We start from the raw sequence: 19,404 nt of genomic DNA, 5'->3' as shown, positions 1-19,404 counted from the left end.
GGGGGAACACATATGAGCACAAAAAGGATCCTGGTGACACTTGGTTTGTTTATCACCGGATTAGTACTTTTATTGATCGTCTTTACTACATGGTACACAGTAGACGAATCTGAACAAGCTGTCGTTATTTCATTCGGACAAGCTGGCGCACCTGTGACCGACTCAGGTCTGCATTTTAAGTTGCCTTGGCCGATTCAGAAGGCGGAGATTTTATCCAAGGAAACATACAGTATTCATTTCGGTTACAAGCAAGATAAGTCGGGTGAGATCGTAGATAAGGAAACGAAGATGATTACAGGTGACGAGTACATCGTTCTGACCGATTTGACCGTGCAGTGGCGTATTGTCGACCCTAAGAAGTATTTATTCAATGCAGAAGATCCTATTGAAATATTGAGGGATGCGGCGTCTGCGTCTATTCGTTCCATCATCGGTAGTTCTACAATTGATGCGGCGTTGACGGATGGAAAAGCGGAAATTGAAGCGAAGACACGTGATTTATTGACTAGTTTAGTAGAGAAATATGATATCGGTGTCGCAGTACAAGGCGTAAAATTGCAAGACGTTGAATTACCGAATGCAGAAGTACGTGCAGCATTTACCGCTGTAACGGATGCGCGTGAAACGAAAAATACGAAGATCAACGAAGCGAAAAAATATGAAAACCAGAGAACGAAAGAAGCAATCGGTGAACGTGACGCAATCAAGTCCCGAGCACAAGGGAAAAAGACTGCACGGATCGAACAAGCACGTGGTGACGTGGCGGTATTCAGTGATTTGTATAATGAATATGCAAAAAATAAAGAAATCACGCGTGAACGTTTGATTATTGAGACGCTAGAACAAGTATTACCTAAAGCGAATCTATATATCATGAACGATAGCGGAGAAACGATGAAGTATTTACCACTTCAACAGTTGCAAAAAGATCAGCCGCCTGTAACAGAAGAGAAGGAGAAGTCAGCTGACAAAGGAGGTAAAGCTTCATGAGTAACGAACAAAACCCGTTCAAGAAGATAGAAGAAGCTCTCAAAAAGATGGGAGAAACCGATCAACAACGAAGTGCACAGAAGCCAGGACCAGAACCAGATCCTAAAGTTACACAGATGCGACCAAAAAAAGCGTTTGATATGAAGAAGTATACGAAACTAATCATCTCACTGACGGTAGTCTTTGCGATTCTTGTCATTCTGTTATCCAACTTATTTATCGTGAAAGAGAATGAATACCGCGTCGTTCGTCAATTCGGTGAAATTACTAGGATTATCGAAAAACCGGGTATCAATATGAAAATACCATTCATTCAAAGTGTTAGTACGTTGCCGAAAAATCGAATGACTTCTAACGTGTCGGAAGCGGAAATCAATACAAAAGACAAGAAGCGGATCATCATTGATAATTATGCAATATGGCATATTACCGATCCTGCTAAAATGATTTCCAACGCACGTAATATCGTCAACGCGGAAGCGAGAATGGAAGAATTTATTTATTCTGTCGTCCGAAATGAAATGGGACGCCTAGATTATGTCAATGTCGTCAATGATGAAGATTCTTCTCGCGGAAGCTTGAATGACGATGTAACAGCCAAAGTAAATAAATTTTTAGATGATGGTAATTACGGGATCAATGTAGTGGATGTACGTATGAAGCGTATCGATTTACCGGAAGAAAACGAACAATCTATCTACACGCGGATGATTTCTGAACGTGATTCGACTGCACAATCCTACCTTTCTGAAGGGGATGCAGAGAAACAGAAGATTGAAGCGGAGACGGATCGTGAAGTGCAGGAAATGTTAGCAAAAGCGAAAAAAGAAGCAGCAATCGTAACCGCGCAAGGTGAGGCGGAAGCTGCAAAAATTTATAATAACGCGTATGCAAAAGACCCTGAATTCTACAAACTGTATAGAACACTTCAGTCGTATACGAAAGTCGTGGATGATGAAACGATGATCATCCTTCCGGCAGATTCACCATATGCCAAGCTATTAACCGGCAATATCGAGTAATCATAAGTGCGTCATTTTCATTAGAGTTGCCAAACGTGGTAAACTAGATGAAAATGGCGTTTTTTATTGTGACGAACATAAAGGAGTGGGATAGATTTTGACGAAAAAGAAAATCGTCTTATTGGATGGAAACAGCTTAGCATACCGTGCGTTTTTTGCTTTACCTTTATTAACGAATGAAAAGGGTGTTCATACAAATGCGGTATACGGTTTTACGATGATGTTAGAGACCATCTTAGCGAATGAAAAACCGACACACGTGATTGTAGCATGGGATGCAGGGAAAACAACATTCCGCCACAGTACGTATACAGAATACAAAGGCGGACGTCAAAAGACACCACCGGAGCTATCCGAACAGTTCCCGTACATTCGTAAATTAATTGAAGCGTTCGGCATCACGCAGTATGAACTCGATTTATATGAGGCGGATGATATTATCGGGACATTGAGCAGAGAGTGCAGTGATTCGGAAGCGGATGTCGTCATCATCTCAGGAGACAAAGATTTAACGCAACTCGCGAATGATCAGACAACGGTATGCATCACAAGAAAAGGCATTACCGACCTTGAAAAATACACACCTGCACATATCGAAGAGAAATACGGTATTGCGCCATTGCAGATCATCGACATGAAAGGTTTGATGGGCGATGCTTCCGATAATATTCCGGGCGTACCGGGAATTGGTGAGAAAACTGCACTGAAATTATTGAAGGAATATGGTTCTGTCGAAAATGTCTATGAATCGATCGAACAAATTACCGCTAAGAAAATGAAAGAAAACCTTGTGAACAATAAAGATCAAGCGTTCATGAGTAAAGAACTTGCCACAATTGAAGTGCATGCTCCGATCACCGTGTCATTGAATGATTTGGACTTTGTCGGACGCAACGAAGAAGAAGTGATCCAACTATATAAAGAGTTACAATTTAAATCATTGCTTGAAAAGATGGATGTAGCGGTCGAAGTGCAGCCACTAGAAAAAATCGCTGTTCATAGTGTGAAAGAAATCACTCCAGACATGCTGACGGATACAATGTCTGTGCATGTCGAGATCGATGGCGATAATTATTTGTCTGAAGATATTTTAGGTATTGGGTTGTCAAATGACACCGATACGTACTTCATTCCGACTGAATTGGCTACATCATCCGATCTCTTTAGGAACTGGATTGCAGACCATGCAACGCATAAATATGTTTCAGACTCCAAATCAGCCTATGCGGCAATTGCGCGACTTGGCATGGAACTAAACGGTGCAGAATTCGATCTCATGCTGGCGGCGTACATCGTCAATCCTTCATTCTCAACAAATGAAGTCGCTGAAATCGCACGTTCATTCGGCTATCATGGTGTGGAAAGTGACGAAGCGGTCTACGGTAAAGGGGCTAAACGGACTGTACCGGCGCTTGAGCAACTTGCCAACCATACTGCGAGAAAAGCCCATGCGGTGTGGGAGCTATATCCAGTAGTTACCAAACAGTTGGAGGACAATGAACAGCGTGACTTATTCCATGACCTGGAATTACCGTTAGCCAAGATCCTTGGGAAAATGGAAGTAACCGGTGTGAAAACGGACGTAGAGGTACTGAAGACGATTGGTGAACAGTTGTCGGAACGTCTAGCCGTCATTGAGAAAACAATCTATGAAATGGCTGGCGAAAAGTTCAATATTAATTCGCCTAAACAACTTGGCGTCATTCTGTTCGAAAAAATCGGCCTGACACCTATTAAGAAAACAAAAACGGGTTACTCGACAGCTGCAGATGTGCTAGAGAAGCTCGAAAGTGAACATGAAATCATTCAACATATTTTATTATACCGACAGCTCGGCAAGTTGAATTCAACATATATCGAAGGTCTTTCTAAAGAGATTCATGAAGATGGAAAGATTCATACACGTTTCCAGCAGGCGCTAACACAGACGGGTAGATTGAGCTCGATCAATCCGAACTTGCAAAATATCCCGATTCGTTTGGAAGAAGGACGTAAAATACGTGCAGCCTTCATTCCTTCTGAAACCGACTGGATTATGTTTGCGGCCGACTATTCACAAATTGAATTGCGTGTACTTGCGCATATTTCGCAAGATGAAAAATTAATTGAGGCATTCCGTCAAGGGGCGGATATTCATACGAAGACGGCGATGGATGTTTTTGGTGTGAAGGAAGAAGAAGTCGATAGCAATATGCGTCGCGCAGCAAAAGCCGTCAACTTTGGTATTGTCTACGGCATCAGTGATTATGGCTTGTCCCAGAGTTTAACTATTACACGTAAAGAAGCAGGGGAATTCATCGATACGTATTTGGCGAGCTTCCCAGGCGTTAAACAGTATATGGATGACAGTATTATTGACGCCAAACAAAAAGGCTATGTGACGACATTATTGAAACGTAGACGCTATTTGCCGGACATTACGAGTTCGAATTTCAACTTACGAGGTTTTGCCGAGCGCACGGCGATGAATACACCGATCCAAGGAACGGCGGCGGACATCATTAAACAAGCGATGATTGATATGGACGCTAGACTAGAAAAAGAACAAATGCAAGCACGTATGTTGCTACAAGTACATGATGAATTGATCTTTGAAGCGCCTATGGATGAGTTGGAGAAATTAAAAGAAATCGTACCGGAAGTTATGGAACAAACGATTCAACTCGACGTGCCGTTGAAAGTCGATTGGAATTATGGCAAGTCTTGGTACGAAACAAAGTGAGTGATATACATGCCAGAACTACCGGAAGTAGAAGGAGTGGTGCGAGATCTCGCACCACTCGTGGAAGGGCGTACGGTGAAGCAGCTATCTGTATCGGATACCGTCGTCACGTCTAAAACAGCTGGAAAAGAAACGATTATTAAAGGGAAATCGGTGGACGACTTTCTCGACGGCATGGAAAATATGCACATCGAGAAAATTGTGCGTCGCAGTAAATATATATATTTTCATTTAGTAAAAGAACATCAACCATACTTGCTCGTCAGCCATCTGGGAATGACGGGCGCTTGGTTTGTCGTAAATTCTCCTGATGAAATTACTGAAGACAAGTTTCGAAAACACGCCCATGTCTTTTTGGAAATGGAAGACGGCGGATTACTCATCTATTCGGATATACGAAGATTCGGTGAAATGCGTCTACTACAGACGGAGGAAGATTTTCCTCCCTTGTTAGAAATGGCACCCGAACCGTTTTCTGATGAAGCGCTGGATCATTTTTTATCGATGGCAGAAACTCCGAAATATAAACGAAAACCGATCAAAGAAGTGATCATGGATGGCAAAGTGATTTCGGGATGCGGCAATATTTACGCTACCGAAGCGCTGATTCATATGAAGATCCATCCGAGTCGTACAGCGGAACGCATCAGCAAAAAGCGTAAAGTTTTATTGTTTGAAGAAATTGTACGCGTTTTGCAAGAAAGTATCGATGCAGGAGGCAGTACAATATCTGATTACCGTTCAGTTAACGGCAACGCAGGAACGATGCAAGATCGACTGCATATGTACGGTAAAAAAACATGTGTAGCATGCGACACACCGACTAAAAGTAAGCAAATTGCGGGCAGAACGTCTGTCTATTGTCCAGCTTGCCAAAAATAAGGAGTGATGAACGTGATCATCGGATTGACAGGAAGTATAGCGAGTGGGAAAAGTACGGTAGCGAATATGTTGCGTGAAAAAGGTTACCCTATTGTAGATGCGGATGTCATCGCGAGGGAAGTCGTAGAGCCGGGTAGTCCTTTGCTGAAAAAAATCCAACAGACATTTGGCGAAGAGGTGTTACGAGAAGATGGTACGCTGAATCGCGAACGGCTTGGCGCAATTATTTTCGGCAATGAAATGAAACGACAACAATTAAATGAATTGATGCACCCTGCTATTAGAGGGAGAATGGTCAGTCAAAAAGAAGACTATTTAACTCAAGGCTATCAGACTGTGATTATGGACATCCCCTTATTGTTTGAAAGTAAGCTTCAAAACTATGTGGAGAAGATTGTAGTCGTTTCGGTTACAAAGCCAATTCAAAAACAGAGACTGATGGCTCGCAATGAATTGACAGAAGCAGAAGCAGATGCCAGAATCACATCCCAGTTGGATATGCGCATCAAAGAAAAAGGCGCTGACGCGGTTATTCACAATAACGACACAGTGGAAGAAACAGAAAAGCAGCTAGATGCCATCCTTGAAAACTGGCAAGCTGTACCGAGATCATGAGTGTGGGGAATTAATTTATAATTTTAATGTGTTATAGTGTTGGCATAATGATAAAATGTGTTATACTAATGAACGATTAAGGATATAAAGTATAACATACATGCAGGAGGATCCCTTTAATGACTACAAAAATTGCAATTAACGGACTCGGCCGTATTGGACGGATGGTATTCCGCCAGATTATCAAGGAAGACGATGTTAATCTAGTTGCTGTCAATGCGACATATCCAGCTGAAACGATTGCACATCTCTTGAAATATGACTCAACACACGGAGTGTTCGATGGTGAAATTGTTGCAGATGAAAATGCGATCATCGTAGACGGCAAACGTGTACAACTCATTTCAGAACGTGACCCATCGAAATTGCCTTGGAAAGAGCTTGGCGTAGAGATCGTGATAGAATCAACAGGTGTATTCAACTCACGTGATAAAGCGGCACTTCATTTGGAGTCGGGAGCAAAGAAAGTAATTTTAACAGCTCCAGGTAAAAATGAGGACGTAACGGTTGTAATCGGAGTCAATGACGAGAAATTAGATGTGAACAAACATAGTGTCATTTCGAATGCGAGTTGTACAACGAACTGTTTAGCACCCGTTGCAAAAGTATTGAATGATGAATTCGGTATTGTAAACGGCTTAATGACAACTGTACATGCCTATACGAATGATCAGAAGAACTTGGACAACCCACATAAAGATTTACGCCGTGCACGTTCTTGCGGAGAATCCATTATCCCCACTTCAACAGGTGCTGCAAAAGCTTTATCTCTTGTACTTCCTGAACTTGAAGGAAAGATTCACGGCTTGGCATTACGTATTCCAACACCGAATGTTTCCCTTGTGGACTTGGTAGTGGACGTAGAAAAAGATGTAACAGTTGAAGAAGTGAACAACGCGTTCCGTAAAGCGGCAGAAGGCCCGATGAAAGGGATTCTTCGCTATACTACAGAACCTCTTGTATCAATTGACTTCAATACGACTACTGAATCCGCAACGCTTGACGGACTATCTACTATAGTCATGGGCGATCGTAAAATCAAAGTGCTTGCTTGGTATGATAATGAGTGGGGTTATTCAGCTCGTGTTGTGCAATTGGCGAAAAAAGTCGCTACAGCACTAACTGACAAAGTCACTTCATAAATGAATGAATCGGCACTTCATCTCACGGGATGAAGTGCTTTTCTATGTCCGTTTGTTGTTGTATGGACAGTTTCTGTTATAATGAAAAGTACTAATGAATATGCGGAGGAACGAACTATGTTATGTCCAGCTTGTCACTACAACGGAACACGCGTGATTGATTCACGGCCTGCGGAAGAAAACCGTTCCATTCGACGAAGACGTGAATGCGAAAAATGTAGTTATCGTTTCACGACATTTGAAAAAGTGGAGCACTCTCCGTTAGTTGTCGTAAAGAAAGATAAGACCCGGGAAGAGTTCAGCAGTGAAAAGTTGCTGAGAGGATTGATTCGCGCTTGTGAAAAACGTGCAGTGCCGATCGAGCAATTAAAAGAAATCGTCAGTTCTATCGAAAAAGAACTAAGAAGCTCAGGAAATGTCGAAATAGATTCAGAACAAGTAGGCGAAATGGTGATGGAACGATTAGTGGATGTGGATGAGGTTGCGTATGTACGATTTGCGTCTGTTTACCGCCACTACAAAGACATCACGGTCTTTATTGATGAGTTGCAACAATTGCAAAACAGGAAAGATGAACAAGAGTAAGATGTTGATCTAGAAGGGGAGGCGAGAGTTAACATGCTTTATACTGAGTTGCAGCCTGTCGATTCCTTCGAAGTGAAATTAGCTCATCCGTTCTCTGCGTATGACCGACAGATGCTGACGCTATTTTATCAGCCACTGATCGGTCCTGAAGCGGTCAGTTTGTTTATGACCCTTTGGACAGATGCGGAAAGCAGAGAACCGCAAGAGCACACCCACTATTATTTAATGAATATGTCTTCGTTTCCACTTCAAGCCATTTTTGAAGCGAGGATTTCATTGGAAGCTATTGGATTATTGCGTACGTATAAGAAAAAGCAAGAAATAGATAAACGATCATTTATTTACGAATTATTACCGCCACTTGATGCGCCTTCATTCTTCAGTGATCCGCTTCTATCCACGTTTTTGTTCAGTAAAATCGGAGAGCAACCGTATCGTCAGTTACGTGGCCGATTTCTAGAGGAGCCGATTGCGAAAGATGAGTACCAAGATATATCTCGCACATTTTTAGATGTTTATAAACCAGCAAGAGGCGATCAAGCGATGGAATTGACTGCAGGAATGCATTTTCAAGGAAAGAGTGAACCTCCTGGCATACCGTTTTATGTAGCAAATTTCAATTTTGATTTATTCTATAACGGTCTGTCAGAACAAATGATTCCTAAAGCTTCTTTGCGCACTATTTCTCAGGAAATGATTGCCATGCTAGCTTTCTTATATTCACTCAGTCCACTCGATATGCAAAAAGTCGTGATGATTGCGATGGATGAAAATCATCAGCTGACGGAAGAAAAAGTACGCAAGGCAGCTGCCGAGTTTTATAAGATGAATACGTCCAAGCAACCGCCTAAATTACAGTCGGTGTTCACGCAACCGGTCGTCGAAGAAGTGCCAAAAGAAAATATGAGTCGTGACGAAGAACTATTGTTTTATCTAGAACATACTCCGCCAAAAGAAATGTTGCGTAAAGTGAGCAAGAAAGAACCGTTCCTTGTAGACATTCAGCTTGCTGAACGGCTAATTAATTTGCATAAGTTCCCAGTAGGTGTCGTCAATGTCTTGCTTCAATATGTGATGTTACGTAATGATGGCAAAATCACGAGCAGTTTCGTCGAACGCATTGCTTCCCATTGGGCGAATAAACAAGTGAATGACGCGAAAACAGCTTTGAAGTTATCGAGAGAAGAACATGATCAATACATGAAGTGGCTTAAAGAAGGGAAGAAAACGACGCCTAGAAATCGAAAGACAACTAGGGAAGAAAAAGTTCCCGAATGGTTTAACAAGCGCGATAAAAAGAATGAGAAATCCGACAAACCTAATGATTTCAATGTCGAGGAAGAACGCCAGAAGTTATTGAAAGAATTGGGGATTCAAGAATAAGAGGTGACATACTATGGAACGAATAGGGGATGCGATGAAGCGGGTAGTGAATGCTCCTTCATTAGCCCAAAAATACGATGAGCTTCGAACAGAAGTTATGGAAGATCCGGCTGTACAACAATTTATTAGCGATCATTCCGATGAGGTCAATACAGAAGTGATCAACCGCAGTCTAGGTAAACTATACGAATTCACAACGGCTTCCCACGCTTGTGAGCGCTGTCCGAATCTCGACGGGTGTATTAATGTCATGAAAGGCTTTGAGCCGAAATTAGTCATCGCACAGCGCCTTATTGACGTGGATTATATAGTCTGTCCTACGAAGCAGTTGGTAGATGAACGTAGAAACATCTCGAAAATGGTCAACAGCATGTACATGCCAAAAGAAGTAATGGAAGCGCGTCTATCTGACGTCAACTTCTTGTCTGAAGATAGTCGTGTGATCGTGATGCGAGCAGCTAAAGATTTCCTGAATCAAATCGAGTCTACTGGTAAGGTTCCAGAAAGAGGCTTTTATCTATTTGGGAACTTTGGTATTGGAAAATCATTCATTTTAGGTGCGTTAGCGAATGAATTGGCAACGAGACGTATCCAAACTGTGGTAGTGTATGTGCCGGAGTTTCTACGGGAGATGAAGCAATCGATCCAAAACCAAACACTGGACGAAAAAGTGGAGTTTGTGAAGCGGGCTCCTGTCTTAATGCTAGATGATATAGGAGCAGAAACGATGTCAACTTGGACTCGAGATGAAGTGCTCGGCACGATTTTGCAGTACCGTATGGCAGAAAAGCTACCTGTATTCTTTACATCCAATTTTAATTATAATGAATTAGAACATCACCTTACAACGAGTCAGCGTGGAGAAAAAGAGCCTATTAAAGCGGCGCGAATTATGGAGAGAATCCGCATGGTCAGCCAACCATTTAAACTTGGTGGGGAGAACTGGCGGGATTAATCGTTCTGAACGTGCTTTGTTGAAAGAATTATTCAATTACACTTGCAATTACGCTCAGATTTTTCTATACTATTACACAGTTCAACATAAATAAATTGTTAACATGCATCGAAGAGGACAATACTTTATTTTTCACCTTTCCAGAGAACAGGGGCATGGCTGAAACCCTTGTAGGCAGAAGATAAATTTACCACCTCCGAGCAGCATCAGTGAAAGTAAGTAGCTGATGACGGTAGCGGCCCGTTAGCCGATCGAAAGCTTCGGTCTTTTCGCATATTTGCGAATGGAAGGAAGAAGGGTGGAACCACGAGCTCAAGCCTCGTCCCTTTAGGGATGGGGCTTTTTTGCGTTCAAAAAAAGAAAGGGAGTCATACACATGCCAGAAAATATTCATTTAACATTTCCAGATGGTGCAGTAAAAGAATTCGAGGACGGCGTCACAACAGAAGAAATTGCAGGCTCTATCAGTCCTGGATTGCGTAAAAGCGCATTGGCAGGAAAAATTGGAGATCAACTAATCGATTTGAAATCACCAATCCATACAGATGGAGATCTAAGTATCATTACGCCAACATCAGATGAAGCGTTGGACATTCTGCGCCATAGTACGGCTCACCTTTTGGCACAAGCCGTCAAACGCAAATTCCCAGATGCGAAACTAGGAATAGGTCCTACTATCGAAAACGGTTTTTATTATGATATTGATTCACCTACACCGATCACTGCTGAAGATTTGCCTGAATTAGAAAAAGAAATGAAACGCATTATCGGTGAAAACTTACCAATTATTCGTCACGATGTATCCCGTGCGGAAGCAGAAAAACGTTTCAAAGAAATTGATGATGAATACAAATTGGAACTTCTCGAAGCAATTCCTGAAGATCAACAAGTATCTATTTATGAACAAGGCGAATTCTTCGACCTATGCCGCGGCATTCATGTTCCGTCTACAGGTAAACTAAAAGAATTTAAATTATTAAGTATTGCAGGGGCTTATTGGAGAGGGAACTCTGATAACAAAATGCTTCAACGGATTTACGGAACAGCTTTCTTCAAAAAGGACGAGCTGAAAGAACACTTGCGTATGCTGGAAGAAGCGAAAGAGCGTGACCACCGTAAAATCGGTAAGGAATTGAATCTGTTCACAAATTCACAAAAAGTTGGACAAGGTCTTCCACTCTGGTTACCAAAAGGCGCTACCATTCGCCGTGTGATCGAACGATATATTGTCGATAAAGAAGAAAGACTAGGCTACCAGCACGTGTATACGCCAGTACTTGGAAGTGTAGAACTCTACAAAACATCCGGTCACTGGGATCATTATCAAGATGGTATGTTCCCGACAATGAGCATGGATAACGAAGATCTCGTGTTACGTCCAATGAACTGTCCTCACCACATGATGATTTATAAAAATGGTATTCATTCGTATCGTAATTTACCACTTCGTTTGGCGGAACTTGGCACAATGCACCGTTATGAAATGTCGGGAGCACTTTCGGGTCTTCAGCGTGTACGGGGTATGACATTGAACGATGCGCATATCTTCGTGCGTCCTGACCAGATTAAAGAAGAGTTTAAACGTGTAGTCATGTTAATCATTGAAGTATATAAAGACTTCAATATCAAAGATTATTCGTTCCGCCTATCGTATCGCGATCCTGAAGATACAACGAAATATTTTGATGACGATGAAATGTGGGAACGTGCACAAGCTATGTTGAAAGAAGCAATGGATGAGATGGAGCTTCCGTATACAGAAGAAGAAGGCGAGGCAGCATTTTACGGTCCGAAGTTGGATGTACAAGTAAAAACAGCAATTGGTATGGAAGAAACACTTTCCACTGCACAATTGGACTTCTTATTACCTGAGCGCTTCGACCTTACGTATATCGGCGAAGACGGCAAGCAACACCGTCCCGTTGTCATTCACAGAGGTGTAGTGTCTACAATGGAACGCTTTGTTGCCTTCTTAATTGAAGAATACAAAGGAGCCTTCCCAACATGGTTGGCGCCAATCCAAGTAGAACTGATCCCGGTATCACCTGACGTTCACCTTGACTATGCACAAGACATTAAAGAAAAATTGACATTGGCAGGGTTCCGTGTGGACGTAGACAGCCGTGACGAGAAGATTGGTTATAAAATCCGTGAAGCACAAGTACAAAAAGTTCCGTATATGCTTGTACTAGGAGATCGTGAAATGGAAGCTGGCGAAGTCAACGTTCGTAAATATGGCGAACAAAAATCTGAAAGTATGTCATTCGACGCGTTCCTAGAACTGATCAAAGAAGACGTGAAGAAGGACTAATACAACAGGATAGGTACCGTTTCTCTAGTTCTGCATATGATGATAGGTATAGCACGGGTTACACGAAGGCCGTTGCGGATGTCTCATTGTAGAGTCATCCGCAAGCGCCGAAGTGGGTTTCATACGATCTTTCACTCCGTCTTCCTACATTAATAAAAATAGTAGTTGCAATTCTATTGATAATGCGCTATACTTGAAAAGTTGAATTAATTCAAACATAACCTGTGCATCCGACAATGAGATCTGCGGAGTTATTGACATTTGATAGTAAAGATGTTATTATTAATAAGGTTAACTGAATACAGTTTGTGGTATAAGAAGAGGCTACCCGCTTCTCACCTGATCGACGCAATGAAGTTGTTGCCAGGTTAGCACAATAAGTTTATATCTATGCATACTGGCATAGTATACTTACGCGGGTAGACAAATCATATTTGTCTACTTTTTTTATTTTGTAAAATGGATAGACCTATGGGACTTTGAAGTCGGAATTTCCGATATACCAAAATGTGTATTCACGAGACAATATTCGGAGGTGGATTACTATTAGCAAAGACATGTACGTAAATGATGGTATCCGAGCACGTGAGCTGCGTTTAATTGATCATAATGGCGAACAACTCGGTATCAAAACACGTAATGAAGCTTTAGATATTGCTGCTCAAGCAAACCTGGACTTAGTTCTTGTTGCTCCACAAGCGAAGCCCCCAGTAGCTCGTGTTATGGACCATGGAAAGTTCAAGTTCGAACAGCAAAAGAAAGAGCGTGAAGTACGTAAGAATCAAAAGGTCATCAACGTTAAAGAAGTTCGACTTAGCCCTACAATTGATGAGCATGACTTCCAAACGAAACTTCGTAACGGAATCAAGTTCCTTGAAAATGGGGATAAGGTAAAAGCTTCAATTCGTTTCCGCGGCCGTGCGATTACGCATAAAGAAATTGGCCAACGAGTACTTGATCGCTTTGCAGAAGCTTGCAAAGATGTAGCAACTGTTGAAGTTAAACCAAAAATGGAAGGTCGGAGCATGTTCTTAATACTTGCCCCACTTGCCGAGAAAAAGTAACACGAACAATTTAGGAGGAACAGAACATGCCAAAAATGAAAACTCACCGCGGTTCCGCGAAACGTTTCAAAAGAACTGGAACTGGTAAATTAAAACGTGGCCGTGCTTACACAAGTCACCTATTTGCTAACAAATCTACGAAGGCTAAGCGTCACTTACGTAAGTCTGCACTAGTTTCTTCAGGCGATTACAAGCGTATTCGCGAAATGCTAACAAACATGAAGTAAGATCGAAACACACACTTATAGGATAAGCAGGAGGTAATGCACTATGCCACGCGTAAAAGGTGGAACAGTAACGCGCAAGCGTCATAAAAGAGTATTGAAATTAGCAAAAGGTTATTTCGGTTCAAAACATAGACTTTATAAGGTAGCAAACCAACAGGTAATGAAATCTTATAACTATGCTTACCGTGACCGTCGTAACAAAAAACGTGATTTCCGTAGACTATGGATTACACGTATCAACGCGGCTGCTCGTGTGAATGGTATTTCATACAGCACATTAATGCACGGCTTGAAAGTAGCTGGCATCGATGTTAACCGTAAGATGCTTGCAGAACTTGCAGTGACAGATGCACCAGCATTTGCACAACTTGCAGAGACAGCAAAAAAATCTGTAGCAAAATAAGATGAACCAAAATCCACTTTCGTTTTCATTCTTATATGGAAATGAAGGTGGATTTTTTCGTATGGGGGAATGGCTGACATGGCACAAACACTATTGATGTATATGGCCATCCTGTCACTCTGGGCGTTTGGGGCAATGGGATATGATAAAAGCCAAGCTAAAAAGAAAAAGCAACGTATACCAGAACGAAATCTATGGTTATTGGCAGTGCTTGGTGGTGGGGTAGGTGCATACATGGGGATGCAATTCTTTCACCACAAAACGAGAAAAACTCATTTTCGTATTGGATTTTTACTTCTAATGATGATCGACATCGTGTTGCTGCTAGCTATATATGGCGTAAGATTACCAACTACAGTTACATTTTAATATAAAAACGGAAATAGCCGTGTTCAGCTATTTCCGTCTACTCAAGATTTCATTAATTGTTCAATTGGATTCTTCCAGTTGATCTCGGCATGAGGATAATTCGTTCGCACTTCGGATTCGAGGAAATGAAAATCTTCTTTCGTCATACCTTGCAAGTTTGCTTCATTTTTCACCCAAATGAAAATAGAAACAACATCAAAGGAATCCGTCGTGGTGCCTAAATATTTCTCACCTTCGAACATCGCACCTTTATACGTAATAAAGAAGTTTTTACGGATATTCTTAACGTCATCATAAAAATAATATTGTTCCTTTTCATACGCTTCATCTAGCTTTCGCTTAGCATCTGTCAAATAGCGAATCCCCGCATAAAATAAATAGATAACAAGTGCTATAATGAAGACGCGGATCAATAAAACCATAAAATCAGCTCCTGCAAACGATGTAGTACTGTACTATACGGATGAGTCTGGTAAAAGGTTTCATTTTATAGCAAAATGGTGGAGGGAATACAAATGAAATTGCATCAACTATTTGAAATGCAAAGAGCGCTCGATACATATATACAAAAAAATCATCAAACGAACGAGACTTTTGCCGAAAGAGGGTTGGCATTAGTAGTCGAACTTTCTGAGTTGGCGAATGAGACGCGTTGTTTTAAATTCTGGAGCACAAAAGGTCCTTCAGCAGATGATGTGATTTTAGAGGAATATGTGGATTCTATACATTTCTTATTATCGTTAGGAATCGAAAAAAGTTTTGATGGATTGGAAGAATGGCCGGCAAGTGAGGCTACGGACCAAAACCTAACGCAACAGTTTATTCAAACAGGTCAATCCATTTATGTTTTCTTGGAATCCTTAACATTTGAAGATTATAAAATTGTTTGGAAGAATTACGGTGCCCTTGCGAATACGCTCGGATTTACAGAAGATCAAATTATTCAAGCATATATCGATAAAAACGAAGAGAACTACGCACGTCAACGAAATGGATACTAAGCGGTATCATTGACATCATCGTAATAGTAACTATAATAAAATTTCATAAATAAATAAATTGACAAAAAGACTGTTTTGATAATAATATTAATACAACACAGGTCGTACAGGGGGTATTTCGTTGAACGAATGGAGTAAGGATGATTTTGGATTGCGTTTAAAGGCACTGAGAGAACGTCGAGGATTATCGATGATGGCATTTGGCGCAGCAATCGGTACATCAGCCAGCCGAATTAAAGATTGGGAGCGTGGTAAGAACGCACCGTCCGCTGCTTGGATCGCTAAAATTTCAGAGCGTTTTTCTGTTTCTACCGATGAGTTGATTATGGGAGAGGTAACATTTACTCCGTATTTCAAAGCAACAGGTAATACAGTAGAATCACTCTATGATCGTCTTCGTGAAACGATGAATGTCGAATCCTCTGGTAAATGGCCAACAGAAATTGATGAGCTATATGCAGAAATCGATGCAGTGAATAAAGAGAAGTACCGTAGCGGAAAAGGACGTCGATCGGCTGAAAAAGAGCTGATGGAGTTAGCTATCCGCCTACCTAAAAAAGATGTACTAGAACTACTTGAACTCGCTAAATATAAAAGACGCACACTATAAAACGATGTTCCTTGAAGTCATTATACTTCGAGGAGCATCGTTTTTTAGCAGTATAGGATCAGCAGAGTGATTTAGTGGGAGGTACGATGGGATTTCTGATCGGTTTGCTTTAAGTCATGCCCGCTCTGAACGGAAATCTCCTACCTGGCACTATGCAACTACTCCTTAGTTGTCAAAATAACAAATAATCAAATAGCATGAAATGTGGGAAAACAGAATGAAATGCGTTATGATAGAGTCGTAGATAAACCCAAGGAGGATGAGTTGATTGAAAGCATTCGTTCATGAAAATGGTGAGTTGCACTATACAGATATCGCCGATCCCTCAGCTGGAAACGGTGAAGTCATTGTCGCATTGAAAACAGCAGGACTAAATCGACGTGATACTGCTATACCGAAAAGACGTGGAAACGCTTTAGAACCGTTGGCATTAGGTTCAGACGGCGCTGGCATAATCGAATCAGTCGGGGAAGGTGTGACGGATTGGCATGTTGGAGACGAGGTTATTATCAACCCATCACTTCGCTGGTTCGAAGAAAGCGATGCACCACCAGCTGAATTTGATATTATCGGTATGCCGGATCATGGCACCTTTGCAGAAAAGGTTTGTATTTCTTCAGAACAGCTAGAGAAAAAGCCATCACATCTTACGTGGAATGAATCCGCAGTGATCGCTCTATCCGGGCTGACAGGTTATCGGGCATTAGTAACGAGAGGCCGTATAGAAGAAGGGCAAACTGTCTTTATTCCTGGAGCTGGAAGTGGAGTCGCGACTTATATGATTCAATTCGCGAAGAAATTGGGAGCACGTGTCATCGTATCTTCGAGAAGTGAAGAAAAAAGAAAGCACGCAATGAAACTCGGTGCGGATGTAGCAATTGATACGAATAGCGATTGGCCTACAGAACTACAAGACGAACGGGTGGATCTCGTGATTGAGAGTGTGGGAAGAGCAACATTCAATCGTTCTCTTGACATTCTTAAAAAGGGTGGTCGTATTGTCGTGTTTGGTGCTACGACCGAAGATACTGTCGAGCTGAATTTGCGCGAATTCTTTTACGGTCAGTATTCGTTACTGGGCACTACAATGGGAAGTCGTGAAGAATTGCGGGAGATGTTAGCATTAGTTGAAGAACACCAAATCCATCCTGTTATTGATTCGGTGATTCCTCTTGAAAAAGCTAGTGAGGCATTTGCTAAGCTGGAAGACAGTGTACAATTCGGTAAAATCGTTTTAGCCATTTCAAAGTAAATTATATAACGGGTATAGAAAGGCAGTGGAGGTAGTGACGAAAGAAGTAAAGACACTGACAGATTTGGAAATCGCTTCAACAGCAACTATGCAACCAATTGAAAACATCGCAGACAAAGCAGGAATTCCATTGGATGCGTTAGAGCTATATGGAAAATACAAAGCGAAAATCAACGTAGACCTCATTCCAAAACAAACGTCACAAGCGAAAGTCGTACTCGTAACTGCCACTAGTCCAACGCCGGCAGGGGAAGGGAAATCGACAGTGACAGTTGGTCTCGGTGATGCACTGTCCCGTTTAGGTAAGAAAACCATGATTGCATTGCGTGAACCTTCATTAGGACCGGTAATGGGCGTCAAAGGTGGAGCGACGGGTGGCGGATTTTCACAAGTACTACCTATGGAAGACATCAATCTGCACTTCACTGGAGACCTTCATGCCATTACGACAGTTAATAATGCGTTGAGCGCTATGATCGACAACCATTTGCATCAAGGTAATGTGTTGAACATCGATCCACGCCGCATTACATGGAAACGTGTCATGGATATGAATGACCGTGCGCTTCGTCATGTGACGATAGGTTTGGGTGGACCATCACAAGGCGTGCCACGCGAAGATGGTTTCGATATTACTGTAGCATCCGAAATCATGGCCGTATTCTGTCTGGCGACTAGTTTACCAGACTTGAAAGAACGCTTATCCGATATTGTAATTGGCTATACGTATGAAAAGGAAGCTGTAACAGTACGAGATTTAGGCGTTGAGGGTGCGTTGACGCTTCTGCTTAAAGATGCTTTCAAACCGAACCTTGTCCAAACGATCGAAGGTACACCAGCTTTCATTCACGGCGGTCCGTTCGCGAATATTGCTCATGGTTGTAACTCGTTGATTGCAACGAATACAGCGCGTAATCTGGCTGACTATGTTGTGACAGAAGCAGGGTTTGGATCGGATTTAGGTGCGGAAAAGTTTATGAACATTAAAGCGCGCGTCGGTAAATTCCAACCGGATGCAGTTGTTCTAGTCACAACCATTCGTGCACTTAAAATGCAAGGTGGAGTAGCAAAGCAGGAATTAAAAGCAGAGGATAGTCAAGCGGTAGAAAAAGGTTTAGTCAACTTGGAAAAGCATATTGAGACGATTCTATCGTTCGGAGTGCAACCAGTAGTGGCGCTCAATCGTTTCGTAGGAGACACTGATAGTGAATTGCAGAAAGTTCAAAAGTGGTGTCAGGATCATAATGTAAAAGTCGCGTTAACGGATGTGTGGCAAGACGGTGGAGCCGGCGGGGAAGCTTTGGCAAAAGAAGTCTTAAAAGTGATGGAAGAGCCAAATAATTTCGCTCCCATTTATGAAGTAGAACAATCAGTTGAAGAAAAACTCACAGCGATTGTTCAAAAAGTATATGGTGGCACAGGCGTTTTATTTACCGATCAGGCTACGAAAGATTTAGCTGAAATTAAAAAGAATGGCTGGGATCTCTTGCCGGTCTGTATGGCGAAGACCCAGTACTCGTTTTCCGATGATCCAAGCAAATTAGGGCGTCCAACAGACTTCTCGGTTACAATTCGCAATATTTTACCGAAGCTTGGGGCAGGTTTCTTAGTTTGTTTAACAGGCGACATCATGACTATGCCTGGTTTACCAAAAAAGCCGGCAGCGCTCCATATGGATGTCGACTCGGCTGGCAATGCTAAAGGGTTAATGTGATGACTCTTAATAGTAGAGAAATAAAAAGCAAAAGGCCAATTTAAACTGTACCCTATAAGATGGACACTTTGAAAAAGTCCCTCTTATAGGGTATTTTTGTATATATATATATCGGGATTCTGGGGGCAATAAAATGACAAAACGAATATTTTCTAAA

The 19,404-nt window shown here is 41.8% G+C and carries 19 protein-coding genes and 1 other annotated feature; of the genes, 18 read left to right on the top strand and 1 reads right to left on the bottom strand.

The window, feature by feature from the left end:
* The first annotated feature begins 12 nt into the window (after positions 1 to 12).
* From hflK to CSV61_RS15045, 14 genes are all read left to right on the top strand, one after another.
* The gene (gene hflK / locus CSV61_RS15110) at positions 13 to 990 is read left to right on the top strand and encodes an FtsH protease activity modulator HflK (RefSeq protein ID WP_099639896.1); all 978 of its coding nucleotides are present in this window, start codon (positions 13 to 15) and stop codon (positions 988 to 990) included.
* Entirely contained in the window at positions 987 to 2,012 is a 1,026-nt protein-coding gene (gene hflC / locus CSV61_RS15105) for a protease modulator HflC (protein WP_099639895.1), read from the top strand. The genes hflK and hflC overlap by 4 nt, the downstream gene beginning before the upstream one ends.
* A 97-nt stretch (positions 2,013 to 2,109) precedes the next feature.
* Positions 2,110 to 4,734, top strand: coding sequence for a DNA polymerase I (polA, locus tag CSV61_RS15100; RefSeq protein WP_099639894.1), 2,625 nt, complete (start codon positions 2,110 to 2,112; stop codon positions 4,732 to 4,734).
* A gap of 9 nt (positions 4,735 to 4,743) precedes the next feature.
* Complete coding sequence (gene mutM / locus CSV61_RS15095) at positions 4,744 to 5,616, top strand: bifunctional DNA-formamidopyrimidine glycosylase/DNA-(apurinic or apyrimidinic site) lyase (RefSeq protein ID WP_099639893.1); 873 nt, start codon at positions 4,744 to 4,746, stop codon at positions 5,614 to 5,616.
* Between the two features lie 12 nt (positions 5,617 to 5,628).
* Positions 5,629 to 6,231, top strand: coding sequence for a dephospho-CoA kinase (gene coaE, locus CSV61_RS15090; protein ID WP_099639892.1), 603 nt, complete (start codon positions 5,629 to 5,631; stop codon positions 6,229 to 6,231).
* A 119-nt stretch (positions 6,232 to 6,350) separates the two neighbouring features.
* Positions 6,351 to 7,373, top strand: coding sequence for a glyceraldehyde-3-phosphate dehydrogenase (locus tag CSV61_RS15085; RefSeq protein WP_099639891.1), 1,023 nt, complete (start codon positions 6,351 to 6,353; stop codon positions 7,371 to 7,373).
* Between the two features lie 117 nt (positions 7,374 to 7,490).
* The gene (gene nrdR, locus CSV61_RS15080; protein ID WP_099639890.1) at positions 7,491 to 7,958 is read left to right on the top strand and encodes a transcriptional regulator NrdR; all 468 of its coding nucleotides are present in this window, start codon (positions 7,491 to 7,493) and stop codon (positions 7,956 to 7,958) included.
* 33 nt (positions 7,959 to 7,991) lie between these two features.
* The gene (locus CSV61_RS15075; protein WP_099639889.1) at positions 7,992 to 9,341 is read left to right on the top strand and encodes a replication initiation and membrane attachment family protein; all 1,350 of its coding nucleotides are present in this window, start codon (positions 7,992 to 7,994) and stop codon (positions 9,339 to 9,341) included.
* A 13-nt stretch (positions 9,342 to 9,354) separates the two neighbouring features.
* Positions 9,355 to 10,296 carry a primosomal protein DnaI gene (gene dnaI, locus CSV61_RS15070; RefSeq protein ID WP_083032210.1) on the top strand — a complete coding sequence of 314 codons (942 nt, stop codon included), beginning with the start codon at positions 9,355 to 9,357 and terminating at the stop codon, positions 10,294 to 10,296.
* Between the two features lie 99 nt (positions 10,297 to 10,395).
* Positions 10,396 to 10,626: a binding site (T-box leader), on the top strand.
* A gap of 46 nt (positions 10,627 to 10,672) precedes the next feature.
* Entirely contained in the window at positions 10,673 to 12,607 is a 1,935-nt protein-coding gene (thrS, locus tag CSV61_RS15065) for a threonine--tRNA ligase (protein WP_099639888.1), read from the top strand.
* A gap of 557 nt (positions 12,608 to 13,164) precedes the next feature.
* Complete coding sequence (gene infC, locus CSV61_RS15060) at positions 13,165 to 13,671, top strand: translation initiation factor IF-3 (protein WP_143561105.1); 507 nt, start codon at positions 13,165 to 13,167, stop codon at positions 13,669 to 13,671.
* 26 nt (positions 13,672 to 13,697) lie between these two features.
* Positions 13,698 to 13,898: a 50S ribosomal protein L35 gene (gene rpmI, locus CSV61_RS15055; RefSeq protein ID WP_083032206.1), complete on the top strand. Its 201-nt coding sequence runs from the start codon at positions 13,698 to 13,700 to the stop codon at positions 13,896 to 13,898.
* A gap of 43 nt (positions 13,899 to 13,941) precedes the next feature.
* The gene (gene rplT, locus CSV61_RS15050) at positions 13,942 to 14,301 is read left to right on the top strand and encodes a 50S ribosomal protein L20 (RefSeq protein WP_083032204.1); all 360 of its coding nucleotides are present in this window, start codon (positions 13,942 to 13,944) and stop codon (positions 14,299 to 14,301) included.
* Between the two features lie 78 nt (positions 14,302 to 14,379).
* The gene (locus tag CSV61_RS15045; protein WP_099639886.1) at positions 14,380 to 14,670 is read left to right on the top strand and encodes a DUF1294 domain-containing protein; all 291 of its coding nucleotides are present in this window, start codon (positions 14,380 to 14,382) and stop codon (positions 14,668 to 14,670) included.
* Between the two features lie 41 nt (positions 14,671 to 14,711).
* On the opposite strand, the gene CSV61_RS15040 is transcribed toward CSV61_RS15045, so the two are convergent.
* Positions 14,712 to 15,092, bottom strand: a complete 381-nt coding sequence (locus CSV61_RS15040; protein ID WP_099639885.1) for a sigma-w pathway protein ysdB — start codon at positions 15,090 to 15,092, stop codon at positions 14,712 to 14,714.
* Between the two features lie 93 nt (positions 15,093 to 15,185).
* On the opposite strand from CSV61_RS15040, the gene CSV61_RS15035 reads away from it, so the two are divergent.
* The 4 genes from CSV61_RS15035 (at position 15,186) to CSV61_RS15020 (ending at position 19,247) form a co-directional block, all read left to right on the top strand.
* On the top strand, positions 15,186 to 15,671 hold the full coding sequence (locus CSV61_RS15035; RefSeq protein ID WP_099639884.1) for a dUTP diphosphatase: 486 nt from the start codon (positions 15,186 to 15,188) through the stop codon (positions 15,669 to 15,671).
* 121 nt (positions 15,672 to 15,792) lie between these two features.
* Complete coding sequence (locus CSV61_RS15030; protein WP_051210452.1) at positions 15,793 to 16,281, top strand: helix-turn-helix domain-containing protein; 489 nt, start codon at positions 15,793 to 15,795, stop codon at positions 16,279 to 16,281.
* A 268-nt stretch (positions 16,282 to 16,549) separates the two neighbouring features.
* A complete protein-coding gene (locus CSV61_RS15025) occupies positions 16,550 to 17,533 on the top strand; it encodes a zinc-binding dehydrogenase (RefSeq protein ID WP_099639883.1) in 984 nt (327 codons plus the stop codon).
* Positions 17,534 to 17,567: 34 nt separating this feature from the next.
* Positions 17,568 to 19,247, top strand: a complete 1,680-nt coding sequence (locus tag CSV61_RS15020) for a formate--tetrahydrofolate ligase (RefSeq protein WP_099639882.1) — start codon at positions 17,568 to 17,570, stop codon at positions 19,245 to 19,247.
* Positions 19,248 to 19,404: the final 157 nt, after the last annotated feature.

Source organism: Sporosarcina sp. P3, from assembly GCF_002743415.1.
Classification (GTDB): Bacteria; Bacillota; Bacilli; order Bacillales_A; family Planococcaceae; genus Sporosarcina; species Sporosarcina ureae_A.
This window is presented reverse-complemented; position numbering and strand designations above follow the sequence as displayed.